This window comes from Arthrobacter sp. R4-81 (genome assembly GCF_054792365.1).
On record NZ_CP096445.1, the window covers coordinates 1,406,379 to 1,418,588 of the forward strand.

The window sequence follows — 12,210 nt, forward strand, 5'->3', positions numbered from 1 at the left end:
TAGGGCTTGGCGAAAGAAACCTAGGCACAGCGTAGCTTTGCCGGAGTCAAGCCGATAATCACCACGGTCGACTCCGGCGTGTAGGTGACCGCTTTCGTGGCGGCTGGCGACGTCCAGAGGCCGACTTTGGAAAGTCCCCTGAAGGTTACGTTTGTTGTTTGATTGAAAGTGAAAGCCGAATGGTCAGCGTCTACAAGGAAGTTGACCGAGGCGCCCGCTGACCAGGTTCCGGTGGTCCAGGTCCTGGCGGGCACCGCCGAGTTGAGTTCGTAGAGGGTAGCGGGACCTCCAGGATGAGTCAGCGTCAGTGTCACGTCATAGTTGCCAGAATTCGTACAGGCCAGCGTTGGGGCCTGCAGAGATGTAGCTGTAAAGCCGGCTGAGGCCGAGGCAGTGTCCATAAAGGCGGCTTGGCTGGGGGTGCCGGTCTGAAGGGCACCTGCCGCCACCAACGCGAGACTGGTCACCGTGGTTATTGCCATGCGCTTGCTGCTGTGGCGGGCCTTGCCAGGTTTGGAACTTGCAGTTTGAGGTGTGACCGGTTCTGAACCCGGGCCGTCGTCGTGGTTCTTAGGCCCCTTGTTGGCACCGTTCGTTCTGGCCGATCCAAAGGCCAGATACAGGAGGAAAGCGGTGAAGAGGCCGCCGACAAACATCGCTGCAGGGCTGCTGAGCCAGGCTACTCCATAGCCCAGAAGCGGCAAGGAGAACACCACCCGGTCTGCCGTCCGAAGAACGTATGGTTCGGGATCGGCGACGGCGTTGGCATCGCCCTTTAAAATCAGGGTTGCTGCCCCGTTTGCTACGTCCGTGCCCACAACCCGGTGAGTAATACGGACACCTCCCGAGTTTTCGGCACTGATGATGTCGCCGGTTCTGATCTCCTGCGCATCCACCGGGAAGCTGATCCCGAGGGCGCCGGTTGCAATGGCGGGTGACATTGATCCCGAACGGAAAATCAACGGCTTTGCTCCCAGCATCATCCCCGCTAGTGCTGCCAGGAGGCAAAGGGTTCCGAGGACCGCTCCGAGGGTGAGCAGATTGTTCTCTAACCGCGAGAGGTTGCGCATGGCCCTTTAGCTCCCCATGCTGCCGGTAAACGTAAAGTTGGCTGTTGTGGTGGTGCCCTGAAGACTGTTAGCTGCGGTCGCCGGCAATTTCACCAGCAGGCAAAGGCTTTCGGTGCTCGCAGCGGGCAGCGTTCGGGCAGAGGAAATGAGCGTCCCGGCGAGGGGCAGGTCCGCAGTTCCCAGCAAGGTACCGCTGCAGGTCCCGGTCGAAGCAACGTTAGTGGCCGTCCCACCCACATAAACGCTGACTTTCAGCGCCGCTCCAAGTTCACCGCTAGCTGCTCCGGCCAGGGTGTAGGCGAGCGGCACGGTGCCGGAGTTAGAGACTGAGATCATCCCGGTTTTGCTCGCGCCCGGGTACATTGACGCCATGTCCAGGGTTGTTAGTGCCACCGAATCCGTAAAGGGACCTTCCGGGGCAGTACCTAATTTAAGATCCAGTGTTCCTGCACTGAAGGTGGCGGTGGCCGTGGACTCATCGGTCCAAGCGGCGAGGGTGCCAACGGCGCCCAGACCCAGGACCATTCCAGCGGCCAGCAGCGCGCGGATACGGACACTTCGTTCGGCAGATTCCATTTCTCCCCGACTCCCCAACCGGGGGATTTCGGATCTCATGATGCCTGCACCTTGGCGCGTGCGCCCCCCGACTTCCGCACGGCCTTCCGTGCGTCCATCATCGCACCTACACCCATGAAGACGGCATAGCCAAGGAGGAGAATCACTGCGGATCCTACACCCCAGATGCGCTGCTCGCCCGTCAGCAGCGAGTTCAGATAGCCTGCAAACGGAATGCTGTACCAGACCACGCCGCGGATCTGGCCGGCCTTGACTGGCTTCTCGTCCGGGTGCGGGTTGGCGTCCCCCTGCGTGGTGAAGAGGGTTTCTCCGCCCAGTGTCTGCGACAACGAAATTATCCGGTGGGTGACGACCTCGGGCTCACCTGAACGGATTTGGTAGGTGATGGCGTCGCCGACCTTCAGCTCGCTGGCTTCGACCGGCTTGGTGACCACCAAGCTACCTGGCGGCATCGTGGGCCGCATAGATCCCGTCAGCACGGTGTACGGCGTTGCCCCTGTTGCCCGAGGAAGGCCGATCATGGCCACGAGCAGGGTCACGATGGTCAGCAGGAGCATCCACGACGCGGTCTGCAGGATCCACCACAATGGACCCGTTGGCCGGGCCGCCGACGTCGATTGGGATGCCGAAGTTTTCTGGGATCCCGAGGGCTGAGTCATGGTCATAGTTTCTGGTCACCCCTGAAAGTGAACGTCGCCGTCGTCGAACCTGAGGCGGCAGCGATTGGTGCATTGGCGTCGAGTTCGACTTCAATACAGAGAGTTTCGAACGACGACGGCGCCAGTTCCCTTCCGGTGAATGTCGCCGTCCCATCCAGCGGATCTTTGAAAGGAAGGCCCACGTCCTGGGTTTGTGGAACCTCGCAAGCTGCATCAGCCGTGACGGTTAGGCGAAGCCAGGCGGCCAGCGTTTCGTCAGCCGGGCCAGCAGCTGCGGTGGTAACGGCACTGAGACCGTAGACCATGTCCGTGCTTCCGCCGTTGCTGATGCTGAGCGGTGCCCGGACGGACTGTCCCGGGACGAGGTTGCTGGCTGTCAAAGCGGTGAACACGTATGCTTCCTGACCGCCAACCTGCAGCACAAGGCTGCCCGAGGAAACGGAGCCGGCGTCGACTGTGGACTGATCGTGCCAGAGGGCTCCGGTGGTGCTGGTCGAAACCAACAAGACAAGCACCACCATCCCGGCGAGAATCAGCCACAGTACGTTTTTCATTGTGTTCCCCGGCAACAGCAGGAGCTGCTAAGCCTGCTCGAGCTTGAGGGCAAGTGCGGTGAGGTCGATATCTGCGTTCTGGCCGATTACGCCCGTAACGTTTTCGAATACCACGGTGACTGTGACATTCACGCTGTAGGTTCCCGCTGAAGCGAAGGTAATCGCTCCGGTTGTTCCGTTGACGACAAGCCCCGGGACTGTTGCGGCGTTGGAAGCCACGGTGACGTTGAGGTACGGCGCGGCCGTCTCTGCCGATGTCTCGAAGGCAGTTTTGAGGATTTTGAACTCGCCGTCCAGGTTGTCGCCTTCGGCCGTGATGGTTACGGGCGTGGTGTAAGTGATGGTGTCGCCGGGAACGATGTCGAAGTCGGCGATGTTGGTGATTGTTCCGGTTGTTCCGGCAGTTGCGTCGTACCAGCTGCCGGCGCCGACGGCCATGGTGAGTACACCTGTTGATATTGAGGCCGGGTCAACGGAGTCAGTGTCCTCCCAGAGTGCGAAGGTACCTGCTCCCCCCAGGAGCAGGATGCCTGCTGCGCCGGCCGCTATTGCGCCTTTTGTTGCTTTGTTCATTTTGTGTCCCCCCTGAGACCTATTTACTGCTGAGAACTTACTGCCGGGACCTGAGCGTCCCGTTGCAATAATTGTTGCGATCTCGACTCAAGGAGCGATTGAGTTCTTCCTAGCATTGACGCAGGAATGCTCAAGAGTTGGTCAAAACGACCTGGATTTAGGCCTGCGGCGGGGGACCGTCAGCCGGGAGCGCGACCGTAAATGTGCTGCCGCCGCCTGGTTGGCTGGTGCAGGAAATCGCCCCGCCATGACGCTCCACTATGGCCTTGGTGATTGACAAGCCCAATCCCACGCCGGGAATCCGGGCTTCCTTCGCGGCAGCGCTCCGGTAAAACCTGGTGAAGATCCGTGACGTTTCGGCTTCCGTCATGCCCATTCCAGCATCCTGGACTTGCAGCCGCACCCAACCGTGTTCGGCGCGCGCGGAAACCTTTACGTGGCCTCCATCAGGGGAATACTTGATGGCGTTGGAAACCAGATTGTCCAGCGCCTGGCCGATCCGCAGGGGGTCCACCTGCACCCAGAGAGGGGCCGGAACATCCGTATCCAATTCAACCCGGGAGCGTTCGGCTTGAAGATGTGCCGAGCCGATGCTGGTCTCCACCAGCCCTGCCAAATCCGTCCGCTTCGGATAGATGTGCGCAGCCGTGGAAGCAGAAACCAGAAGATCGGACACCAGCGCCAGCAGACGTTCAGCATTTCGCTGAGCCACTTCCAGACGCCCCACTGCTGAAGGAGGAAGCGCCTGGTCGTCGTCCAGGACAAGATCCAGATTGCCAATGATGGCATTCAGCGGGGTACGGAACTCGTGGGAAACGTTGGCTACAAACTCGTCTTTGGAAGCAATGGCTTCCACAAGACCCGTGACGTCGTTAAACACGACGACGGCGCCGTCAAAGTCGCCGTCGTCGTTGCGCATAGCGCGCGCGGCAGTGGAGACCGCCCGCTGACGTGATCCATCTTCCAACCACACGAGGTGATCTGCGAACGTCTCGCCCCTAATAGCCCGTTGCACGGGGTGCCGATCGGGAGGGAGGGGCGTTTTTCGATCCTGGCTTAAAAGCAAAGGGTGTTCCCCTTCAGAACCTGCGGCACCTTCTGCTTCGCTGGGATGCTCTCTGGACTCAAAGAGGCTCTGCTGGTGATTTACCAGCAGTAGTTTGCCTGCGGAATCCACAGCAATGATTCCAACGTCGACGGTATCCAACACCGTGTGTAGCAGCCGTTCGCGTTCTTTGCTTTCTGTAAGCAACGCCCGCATTTCAGCGTCCTGCCCTTCAAGCTGCCGCTGCTGGCGCCTCATACTGACACTGGCAAAACGTAGGGCAAGGGAAACGGCCAGCATCATAAACGGCAAGAACAGTGCGGTCATAATGTCAGCTGGAGTGATATTTGGAATCTTCGCCAACAGAGAAGGCAGCGAGATCATCAATGGCCCGAAAAAGCTCAAAGTGATGCTGGTTCTGGCCGAAACGCTGGCCGCGGAGAGCCAGATAACCGGGAATATCGCCAGGACACCCAGGCCCTGTAAACTCGCGCCAGCTCCGTTGCGGCTTAATCCGATGGCGATAAGGTCCAGGATGGGGATGAACAGCGGCGCTTGGGGGCCCAGTTTTTCCCATGGGATGAGAAGGCAACTCGCAAATATTGCGGCGTGCATCAAAAGGGACACCATAAATAGCTGGCTGCTCAACACGCCGGCCCAGACAGCAGGGGCTGCCACGACCAATATGCCGATAATCAGCGTCAGCGGCAATTGGCACAGTGCTACTTGGGCACGAGTTCCCACCCTACGGAAGTACCGGTCGATGGTCCGCGCAATAAAGCTGTCGCTGGATTCTGTATTTTGCATTTGCTGTCATGATAAATCACACTGGCCCATTCGTGATGAAAAAAAGTAGTGCTAAGTGACATTGAGCCTTGTAGCGTGGATAGTGTTGCAGTGAATGCCGCATTGGCGCTGGGCAGATGAGGGAATTCACCGGACATGGGGTAACAAATGAACGATCTTGGGGTGGCCGTCGTAATCGAAGACGACGCCGACATGCGTAACCTTTTGGAAGCGGTTTTGGGGCAAGCCGGCTTTGAAGTTCATTCGGCAGCCGACGGGCGCGAGGGGGTTGAAATTGTTCGGGAGCATCAAGCCAATGTTGTGACGCTTGATGTTGGCCTGCCGGACATTGACGGCTTTGAGGTGCTTCGGAGAATCCGCAACTTCAGCGACGCTTATGTGGTGATGCTAACGGGCCGAACAGAAGAGCCTGATGTTTTGATGGCGCTTCACGCGGGAGCCGACGACTACATCGCGAAACCCTTCCGGCCACGTGAATTGCGGGCCAGGGTCGCCGCAATGATGCGCCGGCCCAGATACCACGGCGAGGGGGCGCAGCCGCCGTCGGCTCCGGTACCTTCGGCAGTTCCGGCAGCCCAGCAGGACACAGCCGTCCTGCGGCACAACGGCCTGGACCTGAACCGTAAAACCCGTTCAGTAGTGCTCCGCGGTGAAGCTTTGGGCCTCACCCGCAGTGAGTTCGACCTTTTGCACGAGCTGCTCCGCGGTGGGGGCGCTGTGTGCACGAAGGCGGATCTCGTCCGGGTCGTCCGGGGGGATTACTACGAAGAGAATACGTACATCAGCGAATCCGACGAGCGGGCAGTTGAAGTCCATATTGGGAACCTCCGGCGGAAACTCAGGGAGGATCCGCAGTCACCACGCTGGCTCCAGACGGTCCGTGGAGTAGGTTACCGGCTGGCACCATCCAAACCGGATGAGTCCAACTGAAACCTTACTCAGCGACTTCCAGGTACATGAACCGGAGCTCGCGGATGGTTTGCCCTCCATGCTCAGCAATATCTGCCAGGAGGGGATTTGCAGCTGTGTAGTCTTCACGACGGATGAGCTTTTCCAGGCTTTCGGCCAGCCACGCGAGTCGCTGTCCACCCACCATGGCGGAGGCAATCTTCAGGCTGATCACGGCATCCATAGCTGTTGGCGAGTCCTGGACAGCGACAGCCGCAGCGAGGCGACGGAACCGCTGCTCCCACATGTCTGTGTAGTCGCTGACAAAACGCAGCGCCACGGCCCGGCCATCCAATTGGTCTTCCAGGTCCTTCAATACCGCGGGGTCCACCAGGAGCAGATCGTGGACTCCGAAGTCTGCTGCCAAGCCTGCGTGCGCGAGCGGGGCTGCTGGCAAGAAGCGGCTGACACCGCCATCGCTGGACATAGGGCTTGGAATGGACATGGGTTAAGGCTACTTCCTGGTTTGGCGGAACCGGCCGCCCTCGGCAGATCCTGCGGAAACATTGTGGCTTCCTTGAGAGCCGCAAAGCTTAGCCCTGACGCCGTTCATTGGCTAGCGGAAGTGTAGATGGCGGCCGTGTTCATTGGCCCGCGAAAGTCATGACTGTGTTGACGACGGCTGGGCCCAGGATGGCGATGAACAGCACGGGAAAGATAAAGAACAGCAGCGGGAAGAGGATCATGACCGGAAGCTTCATGGCCTTCTCCTCGGCCCGCTGCCGGCGCTTGACTCTCATGACTTTAGCCTGAACCCTCAGGACCCGGCTAATGGCAATGCCATAGGTATCAGCCTGCACAATGGCCTGGACAAAACTGCGGAGCTCCGGAAGATTGGTGCGCTCGGCTAGGGCCAGATACGATTCCCGGCGGCTCCGCCCCACCTGCATGTCCTGAAGCGTGCGGACCAGTTCTTCGGCTAGAGGTCCTTTACCGTTCTCTCCGGCTCGGGCCATGGCGCCTTCGAAGCCCAATCCGGCCTCGACTGCGATGAGCATCTGGTCCATTGTATTGGCCAATTCGAGCTGCATTACCTTCTGGCGTTCGCTGCCTTTGCTGTACAGCATGAGGTCGGGGATGAAGTACCCAAAAAAGAGGACCACCAGGCCTACGAGCTTGATCATGGGTGCAGGGGAGCTGGTGCTGATCAGGAGCCCCACTCCCGCCCCCATCAGTCCCAGGATCGGCTTAGCCGCAAGGATACGCCCCAGTGGCCAGGCGGGCGGCCTGCCTGCAAGCGAAAGCAGCCGGTCGAGCTTACGGGCGTAGGCAGGTGGCGTGAGGCGGTAGCCGATGGAAGATAGAAGGCCGCTGCTGGGTTTTTCCGGGGCCTGAACGTCCTGCCTGCCGTGGCTGAGTATCTCCACAGTGGCGGCCCGGGCTTTGCGATCCACAGACAGAACGGACCAGGTGAGGTAGCCGATGGGCACAGCTACCAGAAGGAGCGAGGAGAGTATCAAAGGGTTCATGATTCAGCTCAGAACTTCAGGTCGATGATTTTGCGCATCCATAGGCTGCCGATCGTCATGAGGACGACGGATAGCCCGATCATGCCCCACCCCAAGGGGTGGGTGAACATCGGAGTCATGTATCCAGGGTTTATGGCCATGAGCATGATGACGATCCCTATTGGCATCGCGATCAGAATGTAGGCGGAGAACTTTCCCTCCGCGGCCAAAGCCTTGATGTGGCCCTTGATTTCTGACCGCTCCCTGATGGTTTCATTCACCTGGTCGAGGACTTCCGCCAGGTTGCCACCTACCTCCCGGTTGATCTGGATAGCTTGGGCAATCCAGACGAAGTCTTCATTCCTCATTCGCGCCGCTGTATCTGTCAGTGATGCCAGCAGGTCACGGCCCAAGCTGGTTTCCGTTATGACCCGGCGCATTTCTTCCGACGTGGGGCTCTGCGACTCGACGGCTGCGGCGTCGACGGCGCGCAGGATACTGTGACCGGCGCGAAGGCCTCCGGCCAGCAGCTGAAGGGTGTCCCCCAACTGCTGATCGAATTTGTTGCGCCTCTTCCCTGCCCGGAAATTGAGGACCATGTGGCCAACAAACGGCGCAAGGATAAACAGGAGGATGGCGAGGACAGGCCCGAGGACAATCATGCCAACCAACACGCCCACAACACCACCGGCCAGCACCAGGACAATGAATTCGGCCTGCGTCATCCGGAGCCCTGCATGCTCCAACTTTTCCCGGCTGAAGAGGCGGAGGCTCCCACCCTCAAGGGCCTTGTCGAATGCCTGCACTGTGGAACCCGCGATGCGGGTCAGCTGTGAGGGTGGATCGGCTTCAAAGGGGCGTCGCCTGTCGAGGGGCACCTCTGGGGCGGGCCGGACGATGACGGCAAAGCCCAGTAGCACTACAGCTGCAAGGAAGATGGCCGCTCCGGCTGTCAACATCATGGCCGGGCCACATTCGAGGATCCGGGAGCGGCCGGAGTGGCAAAGACCCCGGGTGAAACATGGATTCCCAGATCCTCAAAACGATCGATGAACCGGGGGCGAATGCCGGTGGCTACAGGGCTGCCCAGGAAACGGCCGTGCTGATCGACGCCTGCTGAATAGTCGAAAACGAAGGCATCCTGAAGAGTGACGATGTCGCCCTCCATGCCTTGGACCTCGGTGACGTGGGTGATTCGCCGGGTGCCGTCCCGCAGGCGGGAGATCTGGACGATCAGGTTCACGGCCGAGGCAATCTGCTCCCGAATAGCCCGGAGTGGCAGATCCATGCCCGCCATTAGCACCAGCGTCTCCAAGCGGGCCACCGCATCGCGGGGTGAATTGGAGTGGACGGTGGACAAGGATCCATCGTGGCCAGTGTTCATAGCCTGAAGCATGTCCAGGGACTCACCGCCACGGACCTCACCCACTACAATGCGGTCAGGCCGCATACGGAGGGAATTTCGAAGCAGCTCGCGGATGGTCACTTCGCCCTTGCCCTCGGTGTTTGGGGGACGGCTTTCCAACCGGACTACGTGCTCCTGCTGGATCTGCAGTTCTACGGCGTCCTCAATGGTCACAATTCGTTCGTTTGCGGGCAGGAAGGATGAAAGCACGTTCAGCAGGGTTGTTTTCCCTGTACCGGTTCCACCCGAAACGATGATGTTCAGCTTGGCTTTGACGCAGGCGTTCAGCAGTTCCGCCATCTCCGGGGTGAGTGTTCCGAAGTCGATCAGGTTCTTGACGGTCAGGGGCACTTTGCTGAATTTACGGATGGTAAGTGACGAGCCACCCACAGCCAGCGGAGGGATCACTGCATTTACGCGTGAGCCGTCTTCAAGCCGGGCATCAACCAGGGGTGAAGACTCGTCGATGCGCCTACCCACCTTGGAAACGATGCGTTCAATCACTTTCCGCAGATGCGCCTCTGAGCTGAAGCGGGATTCTGTCAACGTCAGGTGTCCCTTTCGCTCAACGTAGATCTGGTCCATGCGGTTCACCATGATCTCGGTGACCGCCGGGTCGTCAAGGAGCCGCTGCAGAGGCCCATATCCCAGGACGTCATCAGCAACGTCACGAACGAGCCGGGATCGCTCCTCGGCTGACAACGGGACCTGTTCCGTGTCAATAATCCGCGTCAGCTCTTCGCGAGCCGTGGTCCTGAGCTCGTGTTCGGTGACCGCTGAATCATTGAAGCGGGTTCCCATGCGCTCAAACAATGCTGTGGCAGCCCGTTCTTTGAGAGCAGCAAAGACGTCGACGGGTTGCTGGGTTTTGGGCTTGGGCACCTCAACCTGATCCACAAAGCCGCCACTTGAAGGGGCGCTCGCAGGCGCAGCGTGCATTGTGGAGGATCCTGCTGAAGCCGGCTTGGGACCAGGCCTGCGGGCCTCGGCACGCTTGAATTCACTCAATTTAGGCTGGCTGGGTGCTGCTCTCGAATAGGTGTGAGCAGGGGGAGCGGTGGTTACCGCAGCAGCTGTCTGCTGGGGCTGGCCCTTAACTTGGGCCGCCTGGATACGTTCCGAGAGTTTCATTTAGACAACCACCCTTCGATGCAGCTTTCGTTGTGCCTGCGCCCGCCAGGCTGGATTGAACCTGTCTACCAACTGACGTAGGCCCTTGGTTGCGGGATCTTTCACCGGCTCCTGAAGGACAGGAATGCCACGGTTCGTGGAGAAGGCGACTGCACGTGAACGGGGGATACTGATGTCCACTGGGGCGCCGATAGTGGATTCCACGTCCTGGACTGTGAGCCCGGCCTTCGCATCGGCCATGTTGAGGACCACATGGCGGGTCTCCGGAAGGATGTCGAGTTGACGCAGGACATCCAACCCGGAACGCAGTCCACGCACACTGGGGATGTCCATGCCACTGACCCACACCACGTCCGTGCACTGTTCCATGGCTGCCAAACCGATCTCAGGGAGACCGGGGGCAGTGTCGACAACGACGTACTGGAATTCTTCTGCGAGCTGTTCCAGCAGGCGGTTGATCTGTTCCGGGGTGATTTCGTCTGCTTCCACAGGGGTTCGCGGAGCACACAGGGCATAGATGCTTCCTGGATGAACTGTCAGGAAGGCCTTCAGGACCAGTGAGTCCTGGGCTGCGGCCGGGGAGACGGCGTCCGTCACCGTGTGTTCGGGATTGAGGTAAAGGCCTGAGGCGACATCGCCAAACTGCAGGTCCAAGTCCACAATCACCACGCTCATCGGTGCGATTTTGCCGAGACCGATAGCGATGTTGGTAGCTATTGTGGTCTTGCCCACGCCTCCCTTGGGCGAAAAAACGCCGATGACCAAACCCCGGGGAGTATTGGGGGAGCCAGGCTCCTTCGGTTCGTGGGATCTATGTCGGCTGGCAAATGACTGGCACGCCCGTTCCAAGAGCACGCGGATCTGCGCGGGGTCGGAAGCTGGGCTGAGGATGTCCCTGATACCTGCCCGCATGGCTTGCAGGATGAACGAGGGATCCGGTTCATTAACGAGGACAACGCTCAGCTCGGGAAAGCCAACGGCCAATACTGTGGACAGGCGCAGCGCGTCATCAACAGGAACTTCGGGCCCCAAAATGAGCACCTGTGGAAATTCCTGGTCCAGCTGGGCAAACAGCTCGTGGGGGTCACTGGGCAGTTCACTCGTAAAGAAGGTTTGCACGCCGCCTTGCAGTCCGCCGGCTACAGCCTGACGCAGACGGTTGTCGAAGCCGACGTCGGGCGTCACCAGTACGAAGCGGCTCACTTGTAGACCTCCGGACGCTGCATGATGCGGGGCCCGTTATCCTGTGCATCGAGTGGCTCTCGAGTGAGCCAGATGGTGGCATACTCCGCGGCGAAGATGATCTTGGCGGCGTCCACGTCGTTCACTGCTACCGTGAGCATCAGCGAACCCGTGGGAAGGGTTGAATCGCGGGGATCTGTAGTTGGTTCCGCACTCGCAGCCGGTTCCGGTTGCGCTGCTGCTGCAGCTTCCGGGGCCCGTTGAACTGCAGTCACTAGGGCCTTATGGATGGCCAGCTGAGTGGTTTCCTTATCGGACTTCGCTTCCAGCCCACCTTCCTTCATCGAGATAAACACCCCGACGTGGTCGCCCGGAGTTAGCCGCCCTCCAACAACCCGCTGGGGTTCCAGCTGAAAGGACACCTCCTGAAGTCCGGCGGGGACTTCAACTGAGCCGAATGTCTTCAGTTCTTCTGGTGCCACGAGGCGCTCGGCCACCAACTGTTCGCCTGGAACGAGGTCCACCGCCGCTACTTTTCCGGTCACACCGTCGAGAGTCTTAAGGGAGCTCTCGGTAACGGAGGCACCGGGCAGCTGTTCGACTGCGACTGACGCCTTGATGGCTTCAACGGGCGTACCGGCAGGGATTGCCTGCTTCACCACCAGCACGTCCACGGGTTCCAAGTTCTGGACGGCGCGCTGATCGGCTCCCTGGGCATAGCTAAACATAAGCACAGCGCCGACGATGGCCAGGACTACCGCCGCGACTCCTGCCAACAAGCGTGACTTCACTGACTGCTCCTGAAAAGTTCT

At 59.7% G+C, this 12,210-nt stretch carries 13 protein-coding genes; 1 reads left to right on the forward strand and 12 read right to left on the reverse strand.

Annotated elements, in window-relative coordinates:
• Nucleotides 1–20: 20 nt before the first annotated feature.
• From M1E05_RS06660 to M1E05_RS06685, 6 genes are all read right to left on the reverse strand, one after another.
• The gene (locus M1E05_RS06660) at nucleotides 21–1,070 is read right to left on the reverse strand and encodes a signal peptidase I (protein ID WP_461164800.1); all 1,050 of its coding nucleotides are present in this window, start codon (nucleotides 1,068–1,070) and stop codon (nucleotides 21–23) included.
• Between the two features lie 6 nt (nucleotides 1,071–1,076).
• Nucleotides 1,077–1,685 carry a SipW-dependent-type signal peptide-containing protein gene (locus tag M1E05_RS06665; protein ID WP_461164801.1) on the reverse strand — a complete coding sequence of 203 codons (609 nt, stop codon included), beginning with the start codon at nucleotides 1,683–1,685 and terminating at the stop codon, nucleotides 1,077–1,079.
• On the reverse strand, nucleotides 1,682–2,305 hold the full coding sequence (locus M1E05_RS06670) for a signal peptidase I (protein WP_461164802.1): 624 nt from the start codon (nucleotides 2,303–2,305) through the stop codon (nucleotides 1,682–1,684). The genes M1E05_RS06665 and M1E05_RS06670 overlap by 4 nt, the downstream gene beginning before the upstream one ends.
• 2 nt (nucleotides 2,306–2,307) lie before the next feature.
• Nucleotides 2,308–2,859, reverse strand: a complete 552-nt coding sequence (locus tag M1E05_RS06675; RefSeq protein WP_461164803.1) for a hypothetical protein — start codon at nucleotides 2,857–2,859, stop codon at nucleotides 2,308–2,310.
• 27 nt (nucleotides 2,860–2,886) lie between these two features.
• Nucleotides 2,887–3,432: an alternate-type signal peptide domain-containing protein gene (locus M1E05_RS06680; protein ID WP_461164804.1), complete on the reverse strand. Its 546-nt coding sequence runs from the start codon at nucleotides 3,430–3,432 to the stop codon at nucleotides 2,887–2,889.
• Between the two features lie 157 nt (nucleotides 3,433–3,589).
• Entirely contained in the window at nucleotides 3,590–5,284 is a 1,695-nt protein-coding gene (locus M1E05_RS06685; RefSeq protein WP_461164805.1) for an ATP-binding protein, read from the reverse strand.
• Between the two features lie 147 nt (nucleotides 5,285–5,431).
• On the opposite strand from M1E05_RS06685, the gene M1E05_RS06690 reads away from it, so the two are divergent.
• Nucleotides 5,432–6,214, forward strand: a complete 783-nt coding sequence (locus tag M1E05_RS06690) for a response regulator transcription factor (RefSeq protein ID WP_458111595.1) — start codon at nucleotides 5,432–5,434, stop codon at nucleotides 6,212–6,214.
• A 4-nt stretch (nucleotides 6,215–6,218) separates the two neighbouring features.
• Here M1E05_RS06690 and M1E05_RS06695 read toward each other — a convergent pair whose 3' ends face one another.
• The 6 genes from M1E05_RS06695 to cpaB all read right to left on the reverse strand — a co-directional run bounded on the left by M1E05_RS06695 (nucleotide 6,219) and on the right by cpaB (nucleotide 12,189).
• The gene (locus M1E05_RS06695; RefSeq protein WP_461164806.1) at nucleotides 6,219–6,677 is read right to left on the reverse strand and encodes an Hpt domain-containing protein; all 459 of its coding nucleotides are present in this window, start codon (nucleotides 6,675–6,677) and stop codon (nucleotides 6,219–6,221) included.
• Nucleotides 6,678–6,816: 139 nt separating this feature from the next.
• Complete coding sequence (locus M1E05_RS06700) at nucleotides 6,817–7,701, reverse strand: type II secretion system F family protein (protein WP_458111593.1); 885 nt, start codon at nucleotides 7,699–7,701, stop codon at nucleotides 6,817–6,819.
• A gap of 8 nt (nucleotides 7,702–7,709) precedes the next feature.
• A complete protein-coding gene (locus tag M1E05_RS06705) occupies nucleotides 7,710–8,642 on the reverse strand; it encodes a type II secretion system F family protein (RefSeq protein ID WP_461164807.1) in 933 nt (310 codons plus the stop codon).
• Complete coding sequence (locus M1E05_RS06710) at nucleotides 8,639–10,216, reverse strand: CpaF family protein (protein ID WP_461164808.1); 1,578 nt, start codon at nucleotides 10,214–10,216, stop codon at nucleotides 8,639–8,641. The genes M1E05_RS06705 and M1E05_RS06710 overlap by 4 nt, the downstream gene beginning before the upstream one ends.
• Nucleotides 10,217–11,419, reverse strand: coding sequence for an AAA family ATPase (locus M1E05_RS06715; protein WP_461164809.1), 1,203 nt, complete (start codon nucleotides 11,417–11,419; stop codon nucleotides 10,217–10,219).
• Nucleotides 11,416–12,189: a Flp pilus assembly protein CpaB gene (gene cpaB / locus M1E05_RS06720; protein WP_458111589.1), complete on the reverse strand. Its 774-nt coding sequence runs from the start codon at nucleotides 12,187–12,189 to the stop codon at nucleotides 11,416–11,418. Before cpaB ends, M1E05_RS06715 begins: the two co-directional genes overlap by 4 nt.
• Nucleotides 12,190–12,210: the final 21 nt, after the last annotated feature.